Origin of the sequence: Pseudonocardia sp. N23, from assembly GCF_002583555.1 — a bacterium.
In the GTDB taxonomy this organism is placed as follows: domain Bacteria; phylum Actinomycetota; class Actinomycetes; order Mycobacteriales; family Pseudonocardiaceae; genus Pseudonocardia.
On sequence record NZ_BEGX01000045.1, the window covers coordinates 60034 to 85148 of the forward strand.

Below are 25115 nucleotides of genomic sequence, written 5' to 3' on the forward strand. Positions count from 1 at the left end.
GGTGGACGGGTGACACCCCGCGACCGCCTCCTCGCCGCCTTCGTCGCCGTGCTGTGGGGCGTGAACTTCCTCGCGATCCACATCGGTCTGGGGCACTTCCCGCCGCTGCTGCTGGCGTGTCTGCGGTTCACGCTCATCGCCGTCCCGACGATCATGTTCGTGCCGCGGCCGGCCGTCCCGCTGCGCTGGTTCCTGGGCTACGCGCTCGGGTTCGGCACGCTGCAGTTCGTGTTCCTGTTCGTCGCGATCGACGTCGGGATGCCGACGGGCCTGGCGTCGCTGGTCCTGCAGTCGTCGGCCCCGCTGACCGTGGTGCTCGGCACGCTGCTGCTGCGGGAGCGGCCGAGCAGGCGTCAGGTCGCCGGGATCGTCGCAGCCGCGGCCGGGCTGACGGCGATCGCGGTGTCCCAGGCGCAGGTGGCGGCCCTGGTGCCGGTCCTGCTGACGCTGCTCGCCGGGCTCAGCTGGGCGCTGGGCAACCTGTGCGGGCGGCTGGCGGCCCCGCCCGACCCGATGCGGCTGACGTTGTGGATGTGCGTCGTCCCGCCCGTCCCGCTGCTGGCGCTGTCGCTGCTGACCGAGGGCCCGGCGGCCGACCTGGAGGCGCTGCGGACGGCGTTCACCCCGTCGGGCTGGGCGGGGATCGGCGCGATCGTCTACCTGGCGGTGTTCGCGACGGTGATGGGCACCGGCATCTGGACGGCCCTGATGCGGCGCTACCCGGCCGGTGTCGTGGCGCCGTACTCGATGCTGGTCCCGATCGTCGGCATCTCGACGGCGGCGCTGGTGCTGGGCGAGCGGCCCGGGATCGTGGAGCTCGTGGGGGGCGCGGTGGTCGTCGGCGGGGTGCTGCTCGGCTCGATGCGCCCCGCCGCGCAGGCAGGGTCACCCCTGGCGCCGACGGCCCCGGCCGGTCCGGGCCCGGCCTCCGACCCCGCACGAACGGCCCTTTCCCGCAACTGAACGGCACCACTGTGCCGTTCGTGCAACAGGGGCCGCCCGCCTCTGAAAGGCGAGCCCTGGGCAGGTCCGGAGACGACGGAGGGCGGCGACCCCGTGCCAGGGGTCGCCGCCCTCCGGTCGGGCGCGGGTGGCGTCAGACGTTGGCCGCGTGCCGCTCGATCAGCTGGCCGAGGCGGGGCAGCGCCTCCTCGACGTTCTTCTTGCCGTTCGGGCGCAGCTTCGCGTAGACCTTCTTCGCGGCGTCGCTGCTGGTGTGCTGCGCGCGCTCGTCGGTGACGTTCAGGAGCGCGTCGGCAGCCGCGTCGGAGCGGGCGGTGAGGAAGGCACCGAAGTCGCCACCACCGGTCGCGCGGAACTCGCCGTAGAACGGCTCGAGGGCGTCCGCGAACTCGGGGAGCATCCGGTTCATGGCCGACTCGACGATGCCGGGCTTGATCTTCTTGACTGCGCCGTAGCCGGTCTTGATGACCGCGCCGGACACGCCGTTCTTGTCGCTGACCTCGGCGTCGACCAGCTGCTGCAGGTCGGTGATCACCGCGGGACGGCGAGCGGGGTTCAGGAGGATCTCTTCAAGCGTCTGGGCCACTGCCGGACGGTCCTTTCGGTCTCTCTCGGGGGTATCGGATCGGCCTGTCGGGGCATGCCGATCTCGACTCCGGGACGCTACTACAAGATCAACAAGCACCTGTACCTCGGAGGGGGGACCGCCGGTCGTGGCGGCATCGGTGCAGGGTGGACGTCGTCAGCTGGTGATGTCCTTGCGCTGGAACCGCCACACCGCGAGCGCACAGAACACGGCGGCGTAGCAGAACGCGGAGAACACGCCGCGGGTCATGTCGCCCCAGTCGACGGTGGTGGACAGCAGGTCGGCCCAGGCGTTGGCGTAGTGCGTCGGCAGGTAGTCGCGCAGGTCCTCCAGCGCGGTGATCTGGTCGAGGATCTGGGAGACGATCGACGTCATCACCGCGCCGCCGACGGCGCCGAGCGGGGCGTCCGTGCTCACCGACAGCAGCAGCGCGAGCGCGGCGACCCAGCTCATGTTCAGCGCGAGGTAGACCGCTCCGAGCAGGACCCGGCCGACGGCTGTCCAGAACGACAGGGACTCACCGGTGGGTGCCACGAGGTCGCCGGCGCCGTACGCGATCGCCCCGACGACGAGCGACACGACGGGCAGGAGCAGCAGCGCCGCGAGCGACAGCACGCCGGCGACGATCGCCTTCTGGCGCAGCAGCCGCGCCCGCGGGACGGGCGCGGCGAGCAGGTAGCGCAAGCTCGACCAGCTGGCCTCCGACGCGACGGTGTCGCCGAAGAACAGCGCCACGACGACGACGAGCAGGAACCCGGCGGAGGCGAACAGCGCGAACACCGCGAAGTTGGCCGCGCTGTCCTTCGCGAGGTCGACGAGGTTGACCGACGCGCCGGGCGGGCCGTCGGCGGCGAGGCTGAAGGCGATCCAGAGGATGACGGGCAGCAGCGCGACCAGTGCGAACGCGACCTGGGTGCGGCGGCGGCGCAGCTGGCGGATCATCTCGACGCGCAGCGGCATGGTGCGGGCGACGTCGTAGGGCTCGGTGGGCACGGGCGCGGAGAACCCGCCGACGTGCCCGCGCCGGGTCGACGCCTCAGCGGCCTCGAGCGCGGTGCCGGTCCCTGATCCGGCGGCCGGCGACACCAGGGTGGGGTGCGGCGCGGTGCCGTTGGTGGTCGGGTCGGGCTCGTTCACGGGGTCGCATCCTCTCCGACGAGCTGCAGGAACGCGTCCTCCAGCCTGCGCCGGGGTCCGGCGGACTGCACGCCAACCCCGGCGGTCACCAGCGCCTGCACGGCCGCGGCCCGCGGCATGCCGTTGAGCTCCGCGTGCACGAGGGTGCCGTCGACGGCGACGTCACGGACGCCGTCGAGGCCGCCCAGGACCGCGGCGGCCTGCTGCGGCTCGTCGACGGTGAAGCTCGCCGCCCCGCCGCCCGCGATGATCTCGTCGACGGTGCCGTCGGCCACCACGAGGCCCTTGTGCATGACGACGACGTGTGTGCAGGTCTGCTCCACCTCGGCCAGCAGATGGCTCGACACCAGGACGGTGCGGCCGTCGGCGGCGTAGCGGCGCAGGACCTCGCGCATCGCATGGATCTGGGGCGGGTCGAGCCCGTTGGTGGGCTCGTCGAGCAGCAGCAGCTCCGGCAGGCCGAGCATGGCCTGGGCGATGGCGAGCCGCTGGCGCATGCCCTGGCTGTAGGCGCCGACCCGGCGGTCGACCGACGAGCCGAGCCCGGCGATGGCGAGCGCGTCCTCGACGTGGGCGTCGGCGGGCGGGCGGCCCGTCGCGGCCCAGTAGAGGCGCAGGTTGTCGGCACCGGACAGGTGCGGGAGGAAGCCGGGGCCCTCGACGAACGCGCCGATGCGGGCCAGCACGGGGGCGCCGGGGCCGATCGGTTCGCCGAAGGCGCTCATCGTCCCCTTGGTGGGCCGGATGAGGCCCATCAGCATGCGCAGCACCGTGGTCTTGCCGGCGCCGTTGGGGCCGAGCAGACCCAGCACCATGCCGGGCCGGACGTCGAACGACACGTCGCGGACCGCGGTGAACCCGCCCTTGTAGGTCTTGGCGAGGCCGTGGATCTCCAGCGGCAGTGCGGCCGGGTCGGGGGTGGGGGCGAGCCTGCGGCGCCGCAGCGACCGCGCGACGACCCAGGCCAGCAGCGCGCCGACCAGGATGACCCCGATGCCGACGAGGTAGCCGACGGGCACGGTGTTCGCGGTGACGGCCCGTCCCGGTACCGACGGCAACGTCAGCGCGGCCGGGGAACCGGTGTCGGCGAGCCCTATCCGCCACACGGCGGGATCGTTCGCGGCGGCGTAGCCCTGGTCGGTGGTGCTGACCGAGACGAGCAGCCGGTCGCCGGCCTGCACGGGCGCGACGACGGCGGGCAGCGTGACAGTGACGGTCGTGGCCGAGCCGTCGGCGGGCACCGGGACCCGCATCGGCGCGACCGTCGAGCCCAGAAGGACGCGGCGGCCGTCGGCGGAGAGCGTGGAGATCTTGCCGAACAGCACGGCCTCGGGGCCCGCGGGCTGGCCGGGGGAGCGCGCGACCGTCAGGGACACCCGTGCCGCGCCGGCGAGCGTCGTGGACTCCGTGAACGGTTCGGTGCGGAACTGGGCGGACTGCCCGGGCAGCTCCGAGGTGAACGCGGAGAGCCTGCCCGCGAGGCTGCCGAGCGCCCCGCCGAGTCCGGGTAGCGACGTGATCGCCGCCGGGTTGCCACCGGCCGGGTTCACGACGTCCTGCGGTGCGCCGGTGAGGCCGAGCGTCCTCGTGGTGACGGGCGCGTTGCCGGCCAGACCGGGGTAGGTGTCGGAGACGATCGTGCGGCCGGTGGGGGTCGACCCGCCCGCGCGGACGCCGCTCTGCACGGCGTAGGCGAACCCGGACGTCGGCGCGGGGCCGGTGCGCATCAGGTAGTGGTCGAACCACTCGCCGATGTCGTCGCGCACCGAGGTGCCGGGGGCGCCGCCGTCGTGGCCGCCCGCGTACCAGACGACGCGCACGGTGCCGCCTGCCGCGGCGATCTGGCGGGCATTGGCGTCGGCCTGGTCGAGGCCGAAGAGGGTGTCCTGCTCGCCCTGGACGATCAGGGTGGGCGCGGTGATCCGGTCGGTGACCGAGGCGGGTGACGAGCGGCGCAGCAGGTCGGCCGTCGCGGGGGACAGCCGCCCGGTCGTCGCGGCCTCGGTGTAGGCGGCGCAGACCTCGGCGGTGAACCGGCCGCACGTCAGCGGCGTGCCGGGGGACGTCCCTGGTGGTACCTGCGCCGACGAGCCGCTCCCGGTCGCCGGCCCGGAGCCGGTGGCGGCCGGGTCGGTGCTCTGCCCCGTCGTCGCGGTGGCGTCGTCGGACCCGCTGTTGCCGCCGCCCAGGACCGAGGCCTGCGCGGACTGCCCGCCCGTGGGTGCCGCGCCGGCGGAGAAGAACACGCCGGCCCAGCCGCGCTTGAACACGCCGTCGGTGCCGAACGTCCGCGCGGCGGGGGTGGCGCCCGGCGGCGGGGTGCCGGTGGCGTCGGGGAACAGCGCCTGGCCGAGGTCGTTCCAGGTGATGACGGGGGCGAGGGCGTCGACCCGCTTGTCGTAGCCCGCGAGCATCAGCGAGAGCGCGCCGCCGTAGGAGCCGCCGGTGACGCCGACGCGGGGGTCGCCCGGCCCGTCGAGCTGCACCTCGGGTCGCTGGGCGAGCCAGTCGACGAGGCTGCGTGCGTCGGCGACCTCGTAGTCGGGGGAGTCGAGTGCGATCTGGCCGCCGCTCGTCCCGAAGCCGCGGGCCGACCAGGCCAGCGCGACGTAGCCGCGGGCGGCGAGGTCACGGGCGTCGGCGTCGACGGAGGCCTTGCTGCCCCCGAAGCCGTGCGCGACGAGAACGGCGGGCGCGGGGGTACGGGCAGGCAGGTACAGGGTGGTGTCCAGGCTCACCGGGGTCCCGACGCCGGGGCCGCCGCTCACCTCGATGCGCTGCTCGGAGGTGCGGACGCCGGAGTCGCTCGAACCGCCGCGCGTGGTCGCGAACAGGATGACTCCTGCGGCGACCACGACGACGGCCACGACGGCGACGAGCGCGCGCGTACGCACGCTCCGAGGAAGTCGGGGCACTCCACGACGTTATGCGTAGTCGTGTCGGGTACCGGTGAGCAGGCCTCAGCGCACTCTCAGGGCCGTGTCGGTACGACCACGAACCCGGTCCCGGGGCGCGACCCCCGGCACGGTCGGGGCCGGGTCAGCGGACGTCCTGCGCGTGCTCGACCCTCGGGTCGCCCGCGAAGAACGGCCCGATGATCTCCCGCCACTTCGGGAAGCGGTCGGATCCGCGGAAGCCGACGGTGTGCGCCTCGACGCTCTGCCATTCGACCAGCAGCACGAAGCGGCTGGGCGACTCGATACCGCGGGTCATACGCGCCGAGACGAAGCCGGGGGTCGCGGCCAGCAGGTCGCGCGCCTGGAGGTAGGCGGCGGCGAACTGGTCTTCGGTCCCGGGGCGGATGTCGAAGTCGGCGATCTCGAGCACCATGCGGATGATCCTTGTCCATCGGGTGGCTCCGGTCACCTCGTGAGGGCCGCGAATCGCCGAGCGTTGCAACGGTCGTCACCGCCCGGAGTCGCCCGGTGGGCCTTCCAGGTGATGCAGCGTGACGTCGCGCAGCGCGCCGTGGTCGATCGAGGCCGTCATCCACGTGTGGGTGGGCTGTCGTCGCCGGTCGGTCGGGGAGCCGGGGTTGAGCAGCCGCATTCCTGCCGGGCTCGTGGTGTCCCACGGGATGTGGCTGTGGCCGAAGACGAGGACGTCGGTGGCGGGGTACAGCCGGTCCATCCGGCGCTCGCGGCCGCCCGCCTGCCCGGTCTCGTGGACGACGGCGAGCCGCACCCCGCCGATCTCGACGCGGGCGACCTCCGGCAGCCGGGCCCGCAGCTGCGGGCCGTCGTTGTTGCCGTACACGCCGACGAGCCGGGCGGCGCGGGTCCCGAGCTGGTCGAGCACCTCGACCCCGACCCAGTCACCGGCATGGATCACGACGTCGGCGTCGTCGACCGCGTCCAGGACCGCGGCGGGCAGCACCCTGCCGCGGCCCGGGACGTGGGTGTCGCTGATGATCAGCAGACGGCTCAGCGCACGCCGACCAGGTCGACGACGAAGATCAGCGTCTCGCCGCCCTTGATGACGCCGCCGGCGCCGGCGTCGCCGTAGCCCATGTGCGGGGGGATCTCCAGCCGGCGACGGCCGCCGACCTTCATGCCCTGCACGCCCTGGTCCCAGCCGGCGATGACGCGGCCCTGGCCGAGCGGGAAGTCCAGCGTCGAACGCCGGTCCCAGGAGGCGTCGAACTGCTCGCCGGTCGAGTGCGCGACGCCGACGTAGTGGACGCTGACGAACGACCCGGCCTTGGCCTCGGCGCCGTCGCCGACGGTGATGTCGGTGACCCGCAGGTCGGTGGGGGCCTCGCCGTCGATGGGCTCGACCTCGGGCTTCTGCAGCGTCACGGGTTCTCCTTCTCGATCATGTTCTCGGGGTCGCGGCAGCACCGGACGGCCGGTGCCGTGCGGCCCACCACCCTGCCAGACACGCCTGTCGCGGTCGCGGCGCGGGACCGTGCGGCACAGACTGGGGCGCGTGCCGCAGCCCCGATCCGACAGCACCGGCGAGAAGGCCGACGAGGAGTGCGAACGGACCCGAAGCGGTGGCGCGCACCGACCGTCACGCTCGTCGCCGGGTTCATGGGCCTGCTCGACGTCAGCATCGTGTCGGTGGCGCCGACGCCGCTGCTGCTCGTCGTGGCCCGGCCGATCGGCGTCGTCGCGCACGAGTAGCCCGCCCGCGGGGACTCAGACGGGCGGCGACGGCACGCCCAGCGCCCGGCGCAGGAAGTCCACCTGCAGGAGCAGCAGGTTCTCCGCGACGACCTCCTGCGGCGTCATGTGCGTGACCCCCGACAGCGGCAGCACGCTGTGCGGGCGGCCCGCCGCCAGCAGCGCCGACGACAGCCGCAGCGTGTGTGCGGCGACCACGTTGTCGTCGGCCAGGCCGTGGACCAGCAGCAACGGCCGGTGCGGGGTGCGCGCCGCAGCGACGTCGTCGAACAACGACGAGCGCGCGTAGGCCTCCGGGTCGGCGTCGGGCGTGCCGAGGTAGCGCTCGGTGTAGTGGGTGTCGTAGAGGGCCCAGTCGGTGACGGGCGCGCCCGCGACCGCCGCGTGGAAGACGTCGGGGCGGCGCAGCACCGCGAGCGCGGCGAGGTACCCGCCGAACGACCAGCCCCGGATGCCGACCCGGTCGAGGTCGAGATCGGGGTGGCGCGTCGCGAGGTCGCGCAGGGCGTCGACCTGGTCGTCGAGCACCGGCTGGGCGAGGTCGCCGTGCACGGCCCGTTCGAACGCGGGGCCGCGCCCGGGCGTTCCCCGCCCGTCGACGACGACGACCGCGAACCCCTGCTCGGCGAACCACTGGCTGGTCAGGTGCGCGTTGCGGGCCGCGACGACGCGCTGCGCGTGCGGCCCGCCGTAGGGGTCCATCAGCACCGGCAGCGGTGTGCCGGGCTCCCACCACGACGGCAGCAGCAACGCGGTGCGCAGAGCGCCCTTGCCGGCGGTGGTCAGCTCCAGCCGTGGGTCCAGGCCGGCCGGCTCGGCGAACGACGCGATCGTCCGGGCGGCACCCGTCGGCAGGTGTGCGACGGTCGTCGTGCCCTCGGACTCCAGGCACGCACGGGTGACGAGGAGCGTCCCGCCGGACAGCCGGCCCGAGTGCACCCCGGCGTCGGGGGTCCGTTCGACGAGGCCGCCCTCGCGTGACCATGTCCACAGCCCCGTCGACGCCGGGTCGGCACCGGACGCGCTGAACAGCAGCGAGTCGCCGTCGATGTCGAGCAACGCCCGGACCTGCAACGACGTCGGCGTCACCGGGGTGCCGCCGACGCAGAGGCGGTTCGCGCCGTCGTGCGCCCCGGCCGTGACGAGCTCGCCGCCGAGGTGCGCGGGCACGCCCGGCACGATGTCGACCCAGTCGGGGTCGTCGAGGGCGGCGACCTCCGTCGTCGCCCCGGTCCGCTGGTCGACGCGCAGCACCCGCAGCGCCCGCTGGTCGCGCGACTGCACCGTCAGCAGCAGGTCGGCGGTGTCCCACGTGGCGTCGACGACGTACTCGTACGCCGCGGCGTCCCACGTCACCGGCACCCGCACGCCGTCGAGCGCGACCAGGTGCAGCGTCACCTCGGCGTTGGGCGTGCCGGCGGCCGGGTAGGCGACGCGCACCGGTTCGCGGTCCGGGTTGGCCGGGTCGGCGATGTGCCAGCGGTGCACGGGATCGTCGTCGACGCGGGCGACGAGCAGCCGGTCACCGTCGGGCGCCCACCAGTGGCCGCGCATGCGGCCCATCTCCTCGGCCGCGACGAAGTCGGCGAGCCCCCACGTCGCGTCGTCGTCGTCCGGGCGGACGAGCAGCGTCGTGAGCCGGGGTACCAGGTCGTGAACGTACAGGGCGCCGCCCACCACGAACGCGACGCGGCGGCCCTGCGGGTCGGGTCTCGGATCGACGACGCCGACCGGGGTCTCGACCAGCCGCGGCGTAAGGCCCGACGCGAACTCCGCGACGTAGAGCTTGCCCGACAACGGGAACGCCGCCATCGTCACCGGCCGGTCGGTCGCGAACGCGACGATGCCGCCGGCCTGCTCGCGGGCCCGTTCGCGGCGGGCACGTTCCTGCGGCGGCAGGTCCTCCGCGCTGCCCGCGGCCTCCAGCGCTCGTGGGTCGGCGACGAGCCGTTCGTCGCCGGTGTCGAGGTCCAGGCTCCACAGGCACGTCACGGGGTCGATGCCACTGCGGCTGCGCAGGAACGCGACTCGCCTGCCGTCGGGGGACAGGACCGCGCCGCGTGGGGCGCCCAGGGTGAACCGCCGGGTACGGGCCTGCCGGCGGGGGAAGCTGTCGGTCACGGTGGATCAGTCTGCCGCCCGCTCGCCGACGCCGCGGCGCCGCCACACCCGTGACGACGACCGTTCGCCCCCGACACCCGATCGGGACCGTGTCGTGACGCGCGACACACCGTTGACAGGGAGTGAACTGCGTTCGGGTCTCCGGACGAGGGGAGTTGCAACGATGATCAACCTGTACCTGTCCGGCCGCTCACTCGCGGCCGCGCGGTCCGTCGATCCTCAGGTGTCGCCCGCCGCGGTGCACGCGGCCGTCGAGGTCGCCATCGTGGAGCAGCTGCGTGAGATCGCGGCCTGGTCGACGGAGCAGATCCGCGAGCGGGCCGACCAGATCGCGCACGGTGACTGACCCTCGGAGCGGTCAGGGAGTCAGCTCACGCAGGGCACCGTCGCGCCGGTGATGGGCTGTGGCTCGGTGGTGGTCGCGCTGCCGGTCGTGACCCCGGTGGTGACCGGAGCGGACGTGCGACCGGTCGTGGGCGGCGCGGTCGGCGGTGCCGTCCTGGTGGGTGCGGTCGTCGGCGCCACGCTCGTCGTCGGGACGGGCAGGCCGTCGAGGGTGGAGCGGACGAACGTCCGGACCTCGTCTGCGTCGATCTGCACCGCGACACCGTCGTACGGCGTGGAGAGGTCGGACCCCAGCGTCGGGATGGTGTGGAACTCGACGTTCGACGCCGAGACCCGGCGCACCTGGCCGACCAGCTGGTCGAGGTCCCAGCCCTGGTCGAGCACCACGTAACGGCCGATGATCCTCAGCAGCCGTTGCACGGTCGCCGGGTCGGCGAGGGCCCCGCCGCCGAGCAGCGTGTTCGCCAGTCCCGCCATGTAGGCCTGCTGGCGGGTGATCCGGTCGAGGTCGCCACCCTCGAGGCCGTGCCGCTGCCGGACGAAGGCCAGCGCGTTCGCGCCGTCGAGGGTCTGCGGGCCCGCAGGCAGGACCGCGCCGGAGTAACGCGCGTCGTCGACGGGTTCGGTGAGGCACACCGGGACCCCGCCGATCGCGTCGGTGAGCTCGACGAACCCGGCGAGGTTGATCTCCGCGTAGTGGTCGACGACGATGCCGGTGAGCTGGGTGACCGTCGCGACGAGTGCCTTTCGGCCCGCTTCGAGCGCCTGCCTGCGGACCGTCTCCGCGTCGAGGCCCCGGTCCTGCAGGGTGCGGGTCGCGTCGGTGACCGCGCGACCGTACGCCGAGTTGATCTTGTGGGTGCCGTAGTCGCCGGCGAGCTTCACGTAGGAGTCGCGGGGGAAGGACACCGCGACGACGGGCTTGCCCGGGTCGGCAGGGATCCGCAGCAGGATGATCGTGTCGGTGTTGAGCTGCCCGTCGTCGGGCCCGGCGTGCATCTTGTCGAGCACGTCCCGGGGGAGAGGGCGGCCCTGCGCGTCGGTCCGGCTGTCGACGCCGACGACCAGCGCGGTGATCGTCCGTGACGGGGCACCCGTCTGCGGTTCGCCACCGCTCAGGACGTCGCTGGTCACGATGGAGCCCGCGAGTGCGCGGAACGTCGACCAGCCGTACCCGGCCGCAGTGAGCACGACCAATGAGACGACGGTGACCAGCACCTTTCCGGCCAGTCCCCATCGCCGCCGCGCGCCCGCCGCCCGCCGCACCTGTCCCTGCCCCTCGCCACGCTTGTCCAGACCCCGGCCCGTTCCTCACTGGGCGCGGAGCCCGACGCGGCGACGCGAAACCAGGGGCGTCGCACGGTCGATGTCGGCCACTCTATGGATACGGCGGGGTGACTCGCAGGCTCTCGCGAGTGAGCGGACGTGACCTACGGCACCTGTCATCACGGACGGTGACAGTTGATCACGCGGCGGAGCCGGTCGCGGTCATTCCGCCGCCAGTGCCACCGCGAACCCGAGCAGCGCAGTGCCCGTCGCGGTGTCGATCGCGCGCCGCACCCGGCGCCGGCCCAGCCAGTCCCGGACCCGGTGCACGACGACGACCACGCCCAGCAGCCACACCGCGCCGACCGTCGCGATGGTGTAGGCGAGCAGCAACGTGCCGAACGTCGACGTGACGCCAGGGACGAGGAACTGCGGCAGCACGGACAGGTAGACGACCAGTGCCTTCGGGTTCGTGACGTTGGACAGGAACCCCTCGCGGAACCGGCGGAACCCGCGGCCCGGACGGCGGACGATCGCCTCCAGGGCGGCCGGGTCGCGCCGCCATGCCGCCCACAGCGTCTGCACGCCCAGGACCAGCAGGTACGCCGCGCCGACCCAGCGCAGCACGGTGAACAACGTGTGCGAGCGGGCGATGAGCACGCCCAGCCCGAGCGCGGCGGCCGAGCCCTGCACGACGTTGCCCAGCGTGATCCCGGCCCAGGCCCACATCCCGCCGCGACGTCCACCTGCGAGTGCGTTGCGGACGAGGACCAGCGTGTCGGGTCCGGGGGCGATGGCCAGCAGGACCGCTATGAGCAGGAAGGCGCTGTAGGACGTCCAGGTCACGGCGCGACGTTACCCGCGGCGGCGTGGCCGTCCCGTCAGCTGCGGTCCGCTCCACGGTACGGCGCGACGGTGCGGGCGAGGATGCCCAACGTCGCCTTGAGGGCGGCCTCCGAGATCACGGGGAAGATGTCGCGGGCCCGCCAGTCGGGGTGGATGTCTGTCCAGTCGTAGAACGACACGACCTCCGTTCCGCCGTCGACCGGCGCGAGCCGGTAGCCGTAGACGTGCCCGATCTGGGGCCGGACCTTGCCGAGGATCGTCCAGGAGATCAACCGGTCCGGCTCGAGGTCCCGGATCGTGACGGTGACGTCGTACTCGCCGAGCGGTACGTCGCCGAGCGCCTCCCGGTCCATGTGGACGACGAACGTGTCGCCGGCCGCGGTCACCCGCTCACCGTCGGCGCCCATGAGCATGCCGGAGGAGTCGATCGCGACGTGTCCCTGCGGGTCGGTGAGGAGGGCGAAGACCGTCGCGGGGTCGGCGCGGACGGTCCGCGAGACCTCGATGCGCTCGGGTGTCGCGGACGAGGGCGTGGTGCTGTCCGGTGCCTGCGGCTCTGCCATGCCCACATCGTGACACCGCGACCCGCACGGAGCCCAGCGGACCGGCGACCGCCGTCCGGCCGGTCGGGATAGTGGTGTTTCGGCTGCTCACGGCACCTGTACGTCACCCGATCGAGTCAACCCGCGATGCTCGGCTACGAATGTATCCACCGCTGATGCAGAGTGGACCGTTCGGAACGGCGAGCGGGTCGTTCCGGGATGCTCGGAAGGCGGTGCGGAACATGACTCGGACAGACACGACGACAGGGATGCACGCCTCGGTGACCTCCACCATCTCGGGGGCGCACAGGGAGTCGAACAAGAACTGGTGACCCGGTCCCGGCCGCTCCCACCGTGCAGCCGGGCCCGCACCCCTGCGGTCGGTCGAGGTCACCAGCCGCGCGCGCGCCACTCCGGCAGCGACGGCCGCTCCGTGCCGATCGTGGTGTCGTCCCCGTGACCCGGGTACACCCACGTCTCGTCGGGCAGCTCGCCGAACACCCGGGTCTCGAGGTCGTCGATCAGCGACGAGAAGTCGGCGGGGGAATCCGTCTTGCCCGGCCCACCGGGGAACAGCGAGTCGCCGGTGAAGACGTGGGTGCCGCCCTCGCCCCGGTAGACGAGCGCGATCGAGCCCGGGGTGTGTCCGCGCAGGTGCACGACGTCGAGCTCGATCTCGCCGAACGACACCGTGTCGCCCTGGTCCACCACGACGTCCATCGGGATCGGCAACGCGGGCGCGTCGAGCGGGTGCGAGATGAGCCGCGGCTGGAACATCCCGGCGACCGCGCCGAGCGCCTGCCAGTGGTCCCAGTGCTGGTGGGTGGTGACGAGGTGCTTGAGCTCGGGCCGGTCCTGGCCGCTGCCGACCAGGTCCGCCAGCCGCTCGGGCTCGGCCGCCGCGTCGATCAGCAACGCCTCGTGCGTCGCCGCGCACACGAGGAGGAAGGCGTTGTTGTCCATCGGACCGACGGAGACCTTCGTGATGGTGAGTGCGCCGAGGTCGCGACGGATCGCGGCGCCTCCGGGTTCGGTGTGACCGGTGTACTCGTCGAGGACGTCCACGTGCGTCACCCTAGCGGCGCCCCGCCGCGCACGGTGTCGAACATGTGTGCGAGCCTGTCAGCGTCCGCGGGGGACGGAAGACCGGCGCCCCGGGATGCGTTGAACGGCTGTCACACGTCGGCGCGATGTCGATGGGGTGGCCCCGGCCTGCACGTGAGCGCTCGGCGCGCCGCGACGGTCGTCGGCCGCCCGACGACCGGGCGAGCGGTTCCTGTCGGACCCCCCGCCTAGCATTGATCGTGGGGCCGTCCGACGGCCCGGAACCTTCAGGAGGCGCACACCGTGGCAGACCGTCTCGTGGTGCGGGGGGCGCGCGAGCACAACCTGCGGGGGGTCGATCTCGACATCCCGCGGGACAGTCTCGTCGTGTTCACGGGCCTGTCCGGCTCGGGCAAGTCGAGCCTCGCGTTCGACACGATCTTCGCCGAGGGCCAGCGCCGCTACGTCGAGTCGTTGTCGGCGTACGCGCGGCAGTTCCTCGGCCAGATGGACAAGCCCGACGTCGACTTCATCGAGGGCCTGTCCCCGGCGGTGTCGATCGACCAGAAGTCCACGAACCGCAACCCGCGCTCCACGGTCGGCACGATCACCGAGGTGTACGACTACCTGCGCCTGCTCTACGCCCGCGCCGGCGTGCCGCACTGCCCGGTGTGCGGGCACGTGATCGAGAAGCAGACGCCGCAGCAGATCGTCGACCAGGTGCTCGCCATGGAGGAGGGCACCCGGTTCCAGGTGCTCGCCCCCGTGGTGCGCACCCGTAAGGGCGAGTTCGTCGACCTGTTCACCACGCTGCAGGCCCAGGGCTACTCGCGCGTCCTGGTCGACGGCACGGTCCACCCGCTGGCCGAGCCGCCCAAGCTCAAGAAGCAGGAGAAGCACGACATCTCCGTGGTCGTCGACCGGCTGGTCGTGCGGCCGTCGTCGAAGCAGCGCCTCACCGACTCGGTGGAGACGGCGCTGCGGCTGGCCGACGGGCTGATCGTGCTGGAGTTCGTCGACCTCGACGAGGGCGACCCGGACCGCGAGCGGCGCTTCTCCGAGCGGATGGCCTGCCCCAACGGGCACCCCGTCGGCCTCGACGACCTCGAACCCCGCACCTTCTCCTTCAACTCGCCCTACGGCGCGTGCCCGGCCTGCAGCGGCATCGGGATCAAGAAGGAGGTCGACCCGGAGCTGGTCGTCCCCGATCCCGACCTCACGCTGGACGACGGCGCGATCGCCCCCTGGGCGGCCGGCCACACGTCGGAGTACTTCGGGCGGCTGCTGTCGGGGCTCGCCAAGGCCGTCGGCTTCCGCATGGACACCCCGTGGCGCAAGCTCGACGACGCGGCCCGCAAGGCTGTCCTGCACGGCAGCGACGACCAGGTCCACGTCCGCTACCGCAACCGGTACGGCCGTGAGCGCGCGTACTACGCCAACTTCGAGGGCGTCATCCCGTTCCTCGAGCGCCGGCTCGACCAGACGGAGTCCGACTCGCAGCGCGAGCGCTACGAGGGCTACATGCGCGACGTGCCGTGTCCCACCTGCAAGGGTGCCCGGCTCAAGCCCGAGGTCCTGGCCGTCACGCTGGAGCACCGCGACCAGGGCGACCGGTCGATCGCCGAGGTGTCGGCGATGTCGGTGGCCGAGTGCTCGACGTTCCTCGACGGCATGGTCCTCGACACCCGTCAGGCCATGATCGCCGGCCGCGTGCTCAAGGAGGTCCAGGCGCGGCTCGGGTTCCTGCTCGACGTCGGGCTCGACTACCTCTCGCTCGACCGCCCCGCCGGCACCCTGTCCGGTGGCGAGGCGCAGCGCATCCGGCTCGCCACCCAGATCGGCTCGGGGCTCGTCGGTGTCCTGTACGTGCTCGACGAGCCGTCGATCGGACTGCACCAGCGCGACAACCGCCGCCTCATCGAGACGCTGACCCGGCTGCGCGACCTGGGCAACACCCTGATCGTCGTCGAACACGACGAGGACACCATCCGCGCTGCCGACTGGACCGTCGACATCGGACCGGGCGCGGGTGAGCACGGCGGCTACATCGTGCACAGCGGCACCGTCGAGGGGCTCGAGTCGCACGACACCTCGCTCACCGGCGCCTACCTGTCGGGGCGACGGTCGATCCCGCTGCCGGAGAAGCGCCGAACGCTCGACCCGAAGCGGAAGCTGACGATCGTCGGAGCCCGCGAGCACAACCTTCGCGGGATCGACGTCGACATCCCTCTCGGCGGGCTCGTCTCCGTCACCGGTGTGTCCGGATCGGGCAAGTCCACGCTGGTCAACGACATCCTGGCGACCGTGCTGGCCAACCGGCTCAACGGCGCCCGGCAGGTGCCGGGCCGGCACACCCGGATCACGGGGGTCGACCAGCTCGACAAGCTCGTGCGCGTCGACCAGTCGCCGATCGGGCGGACCCCGCGGTCGAACCCCGCGACCTACACCGGCGTGTGGGACAAGATCCGCACCCTCTTCGCGTCGACCACCGAGGCGAAGGTCCGCGGCTACCAGGCCGGGCGGTTCTCGTTCAACGTCAAGGGCGGCCGCTGCGAGGGCTGCTCCGGCGACGGCACGATCAAGATCGAGATGAACTTCCTGCCCGACGTGTACGTGCCCTGCGAGGTCTGCCACGGCGCCCGGTACAACCGGGAGACCCTGGAGGTCCACTACAAGGGCAAGACCGTCGCCGATGTCCTCGACATGCCGATCGAGGAGGCCGCCGACTTCTTCGAGCCGATCTCCTCGATCAGCCGCTACCTGCGCACGCTCGTCGACGTCGGGCTCGGCTACGTCCGGCTTGGCCAGCCCGCACCGACGCTGTCGGGTGGTGAGGCGCAGCGCGTCAAACTGGCCAGCGAGCTGCAGAAGCGATCCAACGGCCGCACGGTCTACATCCTCGACGAGCCGACCACGGGCCTGCACTTCGAGGACATCCGCAAGCTGCTGCTGGTCATCAACGGGCTGGTCGAGAAGGGCAACAGCGTCATCGTCATCGAGCACAACCTCGACGTCATCAAGACGTCGGACTGGGTGATCGACATGGGGCCCGAGGGCGGTTCCGGCGGTGGCACCGTCCTCGCGGAAGGGACGCCGGAGGAGGTGGCGGCCGTCGAGGCCAGCTACACGGGACGGTTCCTGCGCGATCTCGTGACCCCGCAGCCGCCGAAGGCCCGCAAGCCATCCCGGCGCAAGGCCGTCGCCGCGAGCTGATCCACCGTTGCCGCCGAGCCAGGCCGATCCACGCCGGGCTCGGCGTCGGCGGCGGAGCGGCGAAGCAGCGCAGCGTGTCCGGCCGCATCACCGTCCCGGTCGCCGCGGAGGCCGGATGCGCCATGCCGTCGGGCAGGCAGCACAGCACGCTGTAGTCCTACACGAGGCGCTCGACCTCGTCACCGGGCACGGTGAACGTCTCGGCGACGCGCTCGTCGACCACCAGGATCGCCGCCCCCGGGGGCGGCGAGCCGGCGCATCCCGGCGAGTACCCCGCGGGGTCGGGCAGGTCGTGCTCGCACTCGACGGCGAGCACCAGGTCGTACAGGCTGTGGCCCGCGGCGTCGGTCACGTGGAACCGGACCGGTCGGCGACGCCCTCCTCCGCGGCGTTGCGGCGGGCCGCATCCACCGGGGGGACGTCGACGTCGAGCCCGTCGACGGAGGCTTCAGGGTTGGCGGGCGCGATGCAGACCGACGACCATCCGAACCCGCACTGGGGCCGCCCGGCCGCCCGCTCCCGCGTGGCCGGCGGGGGGCCTGCACGACCCCGGGTGTCCGATCCGTGAGCCTCGTGTACCCTACGGAATGCGACCACCCTGTCGCACGTTGACTGCTGGGTACCCAGTGTGCATCGGCAGCACGTGCTCAGGGCGATCAAGTGGAGCCCCGCTCCCACCCGACGTCACCCCTGGTGGCCGGGTTCAGGTCCGGTGCCGAGGTGGCATTCGTGCAGCCTCGGTGTCGAATCACGGGTCTCTCTTGTCGTCGCCGCGCACACGACGTCTATACGAGGAGACCCCATCAGCACAGAGACGCGCATCAACGACCGCATCCGGGTTCCCGAGGTCCGGCTCGTCGGGCCGAACGGCGAACAGGTCGGCATCGTGCGTATCGAGGACGCCCTGCGGCTTGCGCAGGAGGCCGAGCTCGACCTCGTCGAGGTCGCGGCTCAGGCGCGCCCGCCCGTCTGCAAGCTCATGGACTTCGGCAAGTTCAAGTACGAGAGCGCGCAGAAGGCTCGCGAGTCCCGCCGCAACCAGCAGCTCACGGTGATCAAGGAGCAGAAGCTCCGGCCGAAGATCGACACCCACGACTACGAGACCAAGAAGCGCAACGTCGTGCGCTTCCTCGAAGGTGGGAACAAGGTCAAGGTCACGATCATGTTCCGTGGCCGCGAGCAGTCCCGTCCGGAACTCGGTTTCCGGCTGCTGCAGCGCCTGGCCGAGGACGTCGTGGACCTGGGCGTCGTCGAGGCCGCGCCCAAGCAGGACGGCCGCAACATGACGATGGTGATCGCTCCGCTCAAGAAGCCGGTCAAGCGCGCCGCGCACGCGGCCGAGCCGACCGCGGACGAGGCTGCGCCTGCCGACGAGGCCGTCACGGCCGACGAGCAGCAGCAGGTCTGAGGGCCCGCCCCCGGAACCACCGCACGACAGGAACCGACGTCCTCCCGGGACGTCACACGTGAACGGATCAGCCATGCCCAAGAACAAGACACACAGCGGGATCGCGAAGCGGGTCAAGGTGACCGGCAGCGGCAAGCTGCGGCGCCAGCAGGCCGGTCTGCGGCACCGGCTCGAGGTCAAGTCGAGCAAGGAGACCCGCGACCTGTCCGGCACCGTGCCCATCGCGAAGGCCGACGTGAAGCGCGTCAAGAAGCTCCTCGGGCGCTGAGCCTTCCACCCCGCTGACACCGGCCGGACCCGGCGCGCACCCACGCCGAGCCCGGCCGATCGAGAGACAGGACCACACCCATGGCACGCGTGAAGCGCGCGGTCAACGCCCAGAAGAAGCGCCGCTCGACCCTCGAGCAGGCGAGCGGCTACCGGGGCCAGCGCTCCCGCTTGTACCGCAAGGCGAAGGAGCAGATGCTCCACTCGCTGAACTACGCCTATCGCGACCGTCGCGCGAAGAAGGGCGAGTTCCGGCAGCTGTGGATCACCCGCATCAACGCGGGCGCACGCGCGAACGGCATGACCTACAACCGCTTCATCCAGGGCCTCAAGGCCGCGGGTGTCGAGGTCGACCGCAAGAACCTGTCGGAGCTGGCGATCAGCGACCCGGCCGCCTTCACCGCGCTCGTCGAGCTGGCACGTGCCAACGTGCCCGCCCACGACACGCAGAAGGACACCGCCGCCTGAGCGAGCCGGTGCTCGGAACAGAACGCACCCCGCGCGTCGCGGCAGCCCGCAAGCTGCTGCGGCGCGCGGGTCGTGAGAGGGCCGGGCGTTTCCTCGTCGAGGGCGCCCAGGCCCTCCGGGAGGCGCTGGCCGCGCCGCACACGGTCCATGAGCTCTTCGTGACGCCCGCCGCCGCGGCCCGCCATCCCGATCTGCTCGTCGACGCCCGCGCCTCCGGGGTCCGCATCGTCGACGTCACCGACGTCGCCGCGGCGGGCCTGTCGGACACCGTCACCCCGCAGGGCCTCGTCGCCGTCTGCGATCTCCTCGACGTGCCACTCGCCGCGGCGCTGGCCGTCCGGCCGGGGAGCGCAGGACCGGGGCTGGTCGCGGTGCTGGCCGGAGTGGCCGACCCGGGCAACGTCGGGACCGTCGTCCGCTGTGCCGACGCCGCGGGAGCCGACGCGGTGCTGCTCGCCGGCGACACGGTCGACCCGCACAACGGCAAGGCCGTCCGCGCGTCGACCGGCAGCGTCTTCCATCTCCCGCTCGCCCGTGACCGGGACGCCGGCGCGGTCCTCGACGCCTGCCGCGCCGCGGGCCTGGTCCTGCTGGCCGCCGACGCCCGCGGCGAGGTCGACCTGCACGATCCCGGGGCCGACGCCGTGCTCGGTGGCCGGGTGGCGTGGCTGTTCGGCAACGAGGCGCACGGCGTCCCCGCCGAGATGCTCGCCGCCGCCGACCATCGGGTGTCGGTGCCGATCCACGGCCGCGCCGAGAGCCTCAACCTCGCGACGGCCGCCGCGATCTGCCTCTACGGCTCGGTGGCCGCCCGGACCAGGCTCGCGGCCGCGACCGCCTGATCCGCCGCGGCGGCCTGACCCGCTGCGACCGCCTGACCTGCTGCGACCGCCTGACCCGCGACGGAGCCGTCGGGGCGGGGGAGCAGCGGGAGGAGCCCGGCGACGGCGTCGGCGAACGTCGCCGCCCGCCGCCACGTCCGCGGGGCGTCGGCCCGCGCCGCGTACTCGCCGGTGCCGACGCGCACCGCGCGCATCCCGGCGCCGGCCGCGCCTGCCACGTCCTTGTCGGGCCGGTCGCCGATCATGACGGCGTCGCACCCGGGCACGTCGAGCAGCCAGAGTGCGTCGGTGAACGGGCGCGGATGCGGTTTGCGGTACTCACGCCCGGCCACGTCGCTGTAGACGACGGCGTCGACCAGGTCACCGACGCCGAGCGCGGCGATCTTGGCGCGCTGGCCGCCGACCTCGCCGTCGGTCACGATCGCGACGGGCACGCGGGCGCGCAGTGACTCCAGCGCCGCGACGACGCCCGGGTACGGGTCGAGCCGGTCGGGGCGCACCGCACGGAACGCCGCGAGCAGGTCCGGGACGAGCAGGGGGACGAGGTCGGTGGGCGCGCCGACGCGGGCGAGCGCACGGTCGATGATCCCGCCCTGTGCCGACCCCTCGGCGGCGACGTCGCGCAGCGCGACGAGCAGGCGGACGTGGTCGAGACCGTGGGCGGCGCCGCGATCGGCGACGGCGCGCCACGCGAGCTCCAGGAACTGCGCCTGGGGATAGAGGGTGTCGTCGAGATCGACGAGCACCGCGCGGACCGGAGCGTTCATACCGGCGGCTCGCTGTCGACCCAGTCGGGTTCGTCGAAGGTGAGCAGCCGTGCGGTCGCGGGGTCGTGCAGCAGCCGGACCACCCGTGCCGCGGTGTGCCCGTCGCCGTAGAGGCAGGGCTGCGCGGCGATCCGGTCGCGGGTCGCGACGTCGGTGAGGTCGACGGCGGCCTTGAGGGCGCGAGCGGCGTCGAGCCCGGTGAGGACGGCCGATCCGGCGTGCACACCCTCCCAGCGCGGCGTCGACCGGCGCAGCACGACGACGGGCACCCCGAGCCAGGACGCCTCCTCCTGCAGACCTCCGGAGTCGGTGACGACGACGGCGGCCCCGGCGATCAGCCCGATCATCTCCCCGTACGGCACGGGATCGGTGAGGGTGACGTCGGCGCCTGTCAATGCGTCCCAGAGCCCGTTGCGGCGCAACGACTCCCGGGTCCGTGGGTGGATCGGGAAGGTGACGTGCCCGACCTGCGTGCCGAGGTCGTGGACGAGCTCGACGAGCTGGGCGAGCCGGTCGGGGTCGTCGACGTTGGTGGCCCGGTGCGCGGTGAGCAGCACCCCGGCCCGCTCGGCGGGGTCTCGGCGGCCGGCGCCGACGAGACGCAGCGCGTCGAGTACCGGGTTGCCGACGACGGCGATCCGCTCCGCCGGCACCCCCTCGGCGAGCAGGAACTGCCGCGAGAGGTCGGTGGGGGCGAGGTGCAGCGAGGCCGTGGCCGCGGCGACCCGGCGGTTGACCTCCTCGACCGACGTCGGGTTGAACGACCGCAGCCCTGCTTCGAGGTGGATCACCGGCACGCGGTGGTTGCGGGCGGCCAGGCAGTAGGCCGGGACGGTGTGGGTGTCGCCGAGGACGAGCACGGCGTCGGGGCGCACGGCGGCCACCGTCTCGAGCGCGTCTCCGACGATGTCGCCGAGGCGCCGCGCCGCGACGTCGCCCGGGCGCAGCACGATGTCGGGGCTGACGCCGAGCTCGGCGTAGAAGACGTCGGTGAGGCCCGGGTCGTGGTGCTGGCCGGTGGCGGCGGCGACGACGTCGTCACCGGCCGCGCGCAGCTCCGCCACCACGGGTGCGAGCTTGACGATCTCGGGCCGGGTGCCGAAGGGGACGAGGAGCCTCATCCGGTGTAGACCTCCGCGTAGTGGCGCATCATGGTGACCCCGGCACGGTGACCGAGCCGGTCTCGGCGCACGGGCAGCCCGTCGACGCCGCGCACGTACTCGCCGACCAGGTCGGCTCCCGCCGCCAGCGACAGCGGCAGCCCGCCGGAGAACCGCGGGTTGACCTCGGTGAAGGCGAATGTCCCCGTGTCGCCGACGAATCCCTGCACGCACGCGGGCCCGGTCAGCCCGACGGCCGCCAGCAAGGTGCCGACCGCGGCGACGAGCGGGGGGTGGTCGAAGGTCCGCCCGACGGTGCTGATCCCGGCCTTGGTGACCAGCCGCCAGCGCGGCACCGCACCGGCGAGGGTGCCGTCGCGTTCGACGAGGGCGTCGACGGTGAACTCGGTTCCGGCGAGGCGGGTCTGGACGAGCGGCTCCGGCACCCGGGCGAGCGCCCACGCGAGGTCGTCGGCGTCGTCGGCGGCGTGGACGTCGCGGGACCCGCGTCCGGTGCGCGGCTTGACGATCCACGGGCCGGGGACACCGCCGGCGGTGCCCAGGCCGGTCGCGGGGGCCGGGATGCCCGCGGCGGCGCAGGCCGTTGCGAACTCCCACTTGTCGACGCACGTCTCGACCGCGGCGGCGCCCGGCAGCCAGCTGCGCAGCCCGGCCCGGTCGAGGTCGGGGACGGCGGCGACGAGCGCGGGCAGTTCCTCGGCGACCGTGCAGACCAGCGTGGTCGCGCCGGTCCGGTCGGCGAGCTTGAGCAGGTGCTCGACGAACGCCGGGTCGTCGGCCCGCGGCACGACGCCGCTGTCGCCTGCCAGGTGCAGGCCCGCGGCGAGGGCGTCGCAGTCGGCGGCGACGGTGGCGCGCACGCCGTCGAGGGCACGCAGCACGGCGACACCGGCTGCGCCTCCGGCGCCGGTGACGAGGACGGGAGCGGTGGTCATCGGTTGCCCTCCGCGAGCAGGTGGTCGTTCGAGAGCAGGGCGTAGGCACCGCGCTGCGGTGCCGCACGGAAGCCGGACGTGGCGCGGTGGCGGGGTGGGGTCCCGCGCGGCGGGGTGGGCGGCGCGGTGTCCGGTGCGAGGTGCGCGGCCCGCCGCGCTGCCACGGTCGGGGACGCCACGGGCGGCAGCGCCACCGTCCCGGGTTCGGTCCACACCTGCGGTGTGCGACGCGGCAACGGTGGGGCGATCGGAACCCGTGGGACGACGGGGTGCAGCGCGACGGTGCGTTCGGCGTCGGCGACCGTACCCGTGTCGGGGCCGCGTTCCCCGGCGGGGGTGCCCCGGTGCTCGTGCGCCCACAGCCGCAGCCGCAGCAGGTCGGGGCGGTCGGCGGGCTCCCAGGCGCTGCGCAGGACCCCGGCGGCGAGCGCGTCGAGGACACCGGTGTGCTGCTCGCGGTCGAGCAGCGCGACGAGCATCGCCGCGTGGGTCCGCAGGCCCTGCTCCGTCGCCACCTCGACGGCGGCGCGGCGGCGGGCGGGGTCGGCGTCGGCCAGCCTGACCTCGAGCCGCGACCGGATCCGGCGGCGGCGCACGATGCGCCAGCAGACCGCGCAACCCACCATCGCCACCCCGGCGCCCGCCCAGGCCCAGTCCTGCGCCCACTGCAGCGCCAGCTCCCACATCTCAGACAACCCCGACCCCCGATCGGTACGAACGCACAATCTGTGGAACGTCCCCGCCTTCGTCGTTGCGCGGCAGCAGGACCCACAGCATCAGCAGGTAGCCGCCGACGGTGTAGGCGAAGGCGAAGAGGCTGCCGACCCAGTCGTGGAACAGCACGAGGCTGGCCGGGCCGGCGGCCAGCCCGATCGCGAGCGAGGCGGCGATCCGGGCGAGGTTGCCCGCGAGGATCACGGCGCACGCGGCGACGAGCGCGGCGACCCGGCGGACCGGCGCGCGCCGGGGCGTGAACAGCCCCAGGAAGGCCACGGCGAGCAGCGACGACAGCGACGAGCAGGACGACGTCACCGTCGCCAGGAACGGGCCCGCCGACTGCGGGAACACCGCGACCGAGGAGCCCGGGACGAGGACGACGGCCTCGTCGGCCACCCCGAGGGTGTGCAGGACCCACGCCGACGCGCCGGCCTCGACGCGGCGGAACGAGGAGTCGAGGAGGAAGAACACGACGAGCACGCCGACGATCACGCCGACGGGGCGGGCGAGGATCCCGAGCGCACGGCCGGTCACGGGGCCGCCCCCTGCTGCTCGGGTGTCGCGGGGACGGCCGGGCCGTCCGTGTCGCCGGACCGCTTCGTCTTCGCCCACGTGTAGGGCCTGCCGAGGATGCCGTCGAACCAGGCCTTGGTGCACAACGCCATCGACACGAAGAACAGCGGCAGGAAGAACAGCAGGACACGGGCCTTGCGGCGGGGGGAGCGGGCCAGCAGCAGGCCCGTCGACAGCTCGAGCATCGGGCCGAGCAGCAGCAGCGTCCACAGCACCGAGGTGGCCTGGTCGACCGGTGTCGACGTCGACCCGACGCCGGCGAGCCCGGCGACGAGCAGCCCGATGCCGACGACGGCGAGCACGGGCAGGTGGAAGACCAGCAGGAACATCAGCGTCTCGAGCTTCTCCAGTGCCGAGAGCCTGCTCGACTGCCACACCGCGCGCCGGAAGTCGCGCCAGACCTGCTGGTGACCGCGCGCCCAGCGGTAGCGCTGGGTCCAGTAGCGGCGCAGCGTCTTCACCGCCTCCTCCTCGTCGACGGCGGTGACGTCGTAGCAGACGCGCCGCCCCGACAGGAGCAGCCGCAGCGTGAGGTCGGTGTCCTCGGTGACGGTGTTCTCGTTCCAGCCGCCCGCGGCGTGCAGGCTCGCGGTGCGGACCGCGCAGCACGCGCCGCCGTAGGCGGGCAGCCGGAACACGGCCTGGCGGCCGTACTCGTTCACGAGGTAGCCGCCGAGGTAGTCGATCTCCACCAGCTCGGACACCAGGGTCTCACCGCCGTTGAGGATGCGGCAGCGGCCCTGCACGGCGCCGACGCCGGGGTCGGCGAAGTGCCGGGCGAGCCGCAGCACGACGTCGGGGCGCGGGCGGTGGTCGGCGTCGAACACGACGACGACCTCACCGGTGACGTGGGCGAGTGCGGTGTTGAGCGCGCCGGACTTGCCGCCGGTCGACCCCGCGGGGCGGTGCAGGATGCGTGCCCGCGGCCGCCGGGCCGCCCAGGCGTCGAGCAGCTCGCCGGTCCGGTCGGCGCTGTTGTCGTTCACCAGGATCAGCTGAAGCCGGCCCTCGGGGTAGTCGAGCGCGTCGAGGGCGCCGAGCAGCCGGTCGAGGACGCGTTCCTCGTTGTGGCAGGCGACCAGGACGCTCACCGGCGGTGTGTAGTCGTCGCCGTCGGCGCCCACGGCGGAGTCGTCGCCGCGCGCGTCGCCGGAGACGGCCGCGGCGACGAACGCCAGGTGCCGGACGAAGAACAGCAGGAAGAACCCTTGCAGCGAAATGGTCAGCGCGGAGATCGACGTCGAGATGCCGACGATCGCGACCACCGCGACGGCGGCACCGGCGATCGTGAGCAGGACCCACGGGCTCCCGCCGGTGCGGCGGGGGGCC

General features: G+C 73.2%; 26 protein-coding genes. 8 read left to right on the top strand and 18 right to left on the bottom strand.

Annotated features, from left to right (window positions below):
• Positions 1 to 9: 9 nt before the first annotated feature.
• On the top strand, positions 10 to 963 hold the full coding sequence (locus tag TOK_RS12365; protein ID WP_098957982.1) for an EamA family transporter: 954 nt from the start codon (positions 10 to 12) through the stop codon (positions 961 to 963).
• A 133-nt stretch (positions 964 to 1096) separates the two neighbouring features.
• On the opposite strand, the gene TOK_RS12370 is transcribed toward TOK_RS12365, so the two are convergent.
• The 6 genes from TOK_RS12370 to TOK_RS12395 all read right to left on the bottom strand — a co-directional run bounded on the left by TOK_RS12370 (position 1097) and on the right by TOK_RS12395 (position 6984).
• The gene (locus TOK_RS12370) at positions 1097 to 1549 is read right to left on the bottom strand and encodes a hypothetical protein (protein WP_098957983.1); all 453 of its coding nucleotides are present in this window, start codon (positions 1547 to 1549) and stop codon (positions 1097 to 1099) included.
• A gap of 156 nt (positions 1550 to 1705) precedes the next feature.
• Positions 1706 to 2686, bottom strand: coding sequence for an ABC transporter permease (locus tag TOK_RS12375; RefSeq protein ID WP_374754890.1), 981 nt, complete (start codon positions 2684 to 2686; stop codon positions 1706 to 1708).
• Entirely contained in the window at positions 2683 to 5580 is a 2898-nt protein-coding gene (locus tag TOK_RS12380; RefSeq protein WP_253258347.1) for an alpha/beta fold hydrolase, read from the bottom strand. The genes TOK_RS12375 and TOK_RS12380 overlap by 4 nt, the downstream gene beginning before the upstream one ends.
• A 145-nt stretch (positions 5581 to 5725) precedes the next feature.
• A complete protein-coding gene (locus tag TOK_RS12385; RefSeq protein WP_098957984.1) occupies positions 5726 to 6016 on the bottom strand; it encodes an antibiotic biosynthesis monooxygenase in 291 nt (96 codons plus the stop codon).
• A gap of 75 nt (positions 6017 to 6091) precedes the next feature.
• Positions 6092 to 6613, bottom strand: coding sequence for a metallophosphoesterase (locus TOK_RS12390; protein ID WP_098957985.1), 522 nt, complete (start codon positions 6611 to 6613; stop codon positions 6092 to 6094).
• A complete protein-coding gene (locus tag TOK_RS12395; RefSeq protein ID WP_098957986.1) occupies positions 6610 to 6984 on the bottom strand; it encodes an FKBP-type peptidyl-prolyl cis-trans isomerase in 375 nt (124 codons plus the stop codon). Before TOK_RS12395 ends, TOK_RS12390 begins: the two co-directional genes overlap by 4 nt.
• A gap of 177 nt (positions 6985 to 7161) precedes the next feature.
• Between TOK_RS12395 and TOK_RS32580 the strand changes: the two genes are divergently transcribed.
• Positions 7162 to 7311: a hypothetical protein gene (locus tag TOK_RS32580; protein WP_172457538.1), complete on the top strand. Its 150-nt coding sequence runs from the start codon at positions 7162 to 7164 to the stop codon at positions 7309 to 7311.
• A gap of 15 nt (positions 7312 to 7326) precedes the next feature.
• On the opposite strand, the gene TOK_RS12400 is transcribed toward TOK_RS32580, so the two are convergent.
• The gene (locus TOK_RS12400; RefSeq protein ID WP_098957987.1) at positions 7327 to 9432 is read right to left on the bottom strand and encodes a S9 family peptidase; all 2106 of its coding nucleotides are present in this window, start codon (positions 9430 to 9432) and stop codon (positions 7327 to 7329) included.
• Positions 9433 to 9595: 163 nt separating this feature from the next.
• On the opposite strand from TOK_RS12400, the gene TOK_RS12405 reads away from it, so the two are divergent.
• Positions 9596 to 9778 (top strand): hypothetical protein, encoded by a 183-nt coding sequence (locus TOK_RS12405; RefSeq protein WP_098957988.1) that lies wholly within the window; start codon positions 9596 to 9598, stop codon positions 9776 to 9778.
• Positions 9779 to 9798: 20 nt separating this feature from the next.
• On the opposite strand, the gene TOK_RS12410 is transcribed toward TOK_RS12405, so the two are convergent.
• The 4 genes from TOK_RS12410 to TOK_RS12430 all read right to left on the bottom strand — a co-directional run bounded on the left by TOK_RS12410 (position 9799) and on the right by TOK_RS12430 (position 13496).
• Positions 9799 to 10995: an LCP family protein gene (locus TOK_RS12410; protein WP_098957989.1), complete on the bottom strand. Its 1197-nt coding sequence runs from the start codon at positions 10993 to 10995 to the stop codon at positions 9799 to 9801.
• Positions 10996 to 11265: 270 nt separating this feature from the next.
• Complete coding sequence (locus TOK_RS12415; RefSeq protein ID WP_098957990.1) at positions 11266 to 11889, bottom strand: LysE family translocator; 624 nt, start codon at positions 11887 to 11889, stop codon at positions 11266 to 11268.
• Between the two features lie 35 nt (positions 11890 to 11924).
• Entirely contained in the window at positions 11925 to 12452 is a 528-nt protein-coding gene (locus TOK_RS12420; RefSeq protein ID WP_098957991.1) for an SRPBCC family protein, read from the bottom strand.
• A 369-nt stretch (positions 12453 to 12821) separates the two neighbouring features.
• Complete coding sequence (locus TOK_RS12430) at positions 12822 to 13496, bottom strand: MBL fold metallo-hydrolase (protein WP_098958042.1); 675 nt, start codon at positions 13494 to 13496, stop codon at positions 12822 to 12824.
• A gap of 282 nt (positions 13497 to 13778) precedes the next feature.
• On the opposite strand from TOK_RS12430, the gene uvrA reads away from it, so the two are divergent.
• The gene (gene uvrA / locus TOK_RS12435; RefSeq protein ID WP_098957993.1) at positions 13779 to 16688 is read left to right on the top strand and encodes an excinuclease ABC subunit UvrA; all 2910 of its coding nucleotides are present in this window, start codon (positions 13779 to 13781) and stop codon (positions 16686 to 16688) included.
• 157 nt (positions 16689 to 16845) lie between these two features.
• Here uvrA and TOK_RS12440 read toward each other — a convergent pair whose 3' ends face one another.
• Positions 16846 to 17040: a hypothetical protein gene (locus tag TOK_RS12440; protein WP_098957994.1), complete on the bottom strand. Its 195-nt coding sequence runs from the start codon at positions 17038 to 17040 to the stop codon at positions 16846 to 16848.
• 435 nt (positions 17041 to 17475) lie between these two features.
• Between TOK_RS12440 and infC the strand changes: the two genes are divergently transcribed.
• The 4 genes from infC (at position 17476) to TOK_RS12465 (ending at position 19673) form a co-directional block, all read left to right on the top strand.
• Complete coding sequence (infC, locus tag TOK_RS12450) at positions 17476 to 18096, top strand: translation initiation factor IF-3 (RefSeq protein ID WP_216361958.1); 621 nt, start codon at positions 17476 to 17478, stop codon at positions 18094 to 18096.
• Between the two features lie 73 nt (positions 18097 to 18169).
• Positions 18170 to 18364 (top strand): 50S ribosomal protein L35, encoded by a 195-nt coding sequence (gene rpmI / locus TOK_RS12455; protein ID WP_098957997.1) that lies wholly within the window; start codon positions 18170 to 18172, stop codon positions 18362 to 18364.
• 80 nt (positions 18365 to 18444) lie between these two features.
• Positions 18445 to 18831: a 50S ribosomal protein L20 gene (rplT, locus tag TOK_RS12460; protein WP_098957998.1), complete on the top strand. Its 387-nt coding sequence runs from the start codon at positions 18445 to 18447 to the stop codon at positions 18829 to 18831.
• An 8-nt stretch (positions 18832 to 18839) separates the two neighbouring features.
• The gene (locus tag TOK_RS12465) at positions 18840 to 19673 is read left to right on the top strand and encodes an RNA methyltransferase (protein WP_098957999.1); all 834 of its coding nucleotides are present in this window, start codon (positions 18840 to 18842) and stop codon (positions 19671 to 19673) included.
• Here the strand turns inward: TOK_RS12465 and TOK_RS12470 are convergent.
• The 6 genes from TOK_RS12470 to TOK_RS12495 all read right to left on the bottom strand — a co-directional run.
• Positions 19625 to 20440, bottom strand: coding sequence for an HAD family hydrolase (locus TOK_RS12470; protein WP_098958000.1), 816 nt, complete (start codon positions 20438 to 20440; stop codon positions 19625 to 19627). The two genes, TOK_RS12465 and TOK_RS12470, sit on opposite strands and share 49 nt — an antisense overlap.
• Positions 20437 to 21561, bottom strand: coding sequence for a non-hydrolyzing UDP-N-acetylglucosamine 2-epimerase (wecB, locus tag TOK_RS12475; protein ID WP_098958001.1), 1125 nt, complete (start codon positions 21559 to 21561; stop codon positions 20437 to 20439). The genes TOK_RS12470 and wecB overlap by 4 nt, the downstream gene beginning before the upstream one ends.
• Positions 21558 to 22496 (bottom strand): ATP-grasp domain-containing protein, encoded by a 939-nt coding sequence (locus TOK_RS12480; RefSeq protein WP_098958002.1) that lies wholly within the window; start codon positions 22494 to 22496, stop codon positions 21558 to 21560. Before TOK_RS12480 ends, wecB begins: the two co-directional genes overlap by 4 nt.
• Positions 22493 to 23191 carry a hypothetical protein gene (locus TOK_RS12485; RefSeq protein ID WP_141566366.1) on the bottom strand — a complete coding sequence of 233 codons (699 nt, stop codon included), beginning with the start codon at positions 23189 to 23191 and terminating at the stop codon, positions 22493 to 22495. The genes TOK_RS12480 and TOK_RS12485 overlap by 4 nt, the downstream gene beginning before the upstream one ends.
• Positions 23184 to 23747, bottom strand: a complete 564-nt coding sequence (locus TOK_RS12490) for an exosortase/archaeosortase family protein (RefSeq protein ID WP_172457544.1) — start codon at positions 23745 to 23747, stop codon at positions 23184 to 23186. Before TOK_RS12490 ends, TOK_RS12485 begins: the two co-directional genes overlap by 8 nt.
• A partial coding sequence (locus tag TOK_RS12495; RefSeq protein WP_098958005.1) for a glycosyltransferase family 2 protein occupies positions 23744 to 25115 on the bottom strand: 1372 nt, incomplete at its 5' end. The genes TOK_RS12490 and TOK_RS12495, both read right to left, overlap by 4 nt.

What these genes read in the sequence shown, in the direction of transcription:
- TOK_RS12470 (WP_098958000.1), bottom strand. Translation starts at nt 20,440, where the DNA reads ATGAACGCTCCGGTCCGCGCGGTGCTCGTCGATCTCGACGACACCCTC.
- TOK_RS12480 (WP_098958002.1), bottom strand. Translation starts at nt 22,496, where the DNA reads ATGACCACCGCTCCCGTCCTCGTCACCGGCGCCGGAGGCGCAGCCGGT.
- rpmI (WP_098957997.1), top strand. Translation starts at nt 18,170, where the DNA reads ATGCCCAAGAACAAGACACACAGCGGGATCGCGAAGCGGGTCAAGGTG.
- TOK_RS12420 (WP_098957991.1), bottom strand. Translation starts at nt 12,452, where the DNA reads ATGGCAGAGCCGCAGGCACCGGACAGCACCACGCCCTCGTCCGCGACA.
- TOK_RS12405 (WP_098957988.1), top strand. Translation starts at nt 9,596, where the DNA reads ATGATCAACCTGTACCTGTCCGGCCGCTCACTCGCGGCCGCGCGGTCC.
- TOK_RS12385 (WP_098957984.1), bottom strand. Translation starts at nt 6,016, where the DNA reads ATGGTGCTCGAGATCGCCGACTTCGACATCCGCCCCGGGACCGAAGAC.
- wecB (WP_098958001.1), bottom strand. Translation starts at nt 21,561, where the DNA reads ATGAGGCTCCTCGTCCCCTTCGGCACCCGGCCCGAGATCGTCAAGCTC.
- rplT (WP_098957998.1), top strand. Translation starts at nt 18,445, where the DNA reads ATGGCACGCGTGAAGCGCGCGGTCAACGCCCAGAAGAAGCGCCGCTCG.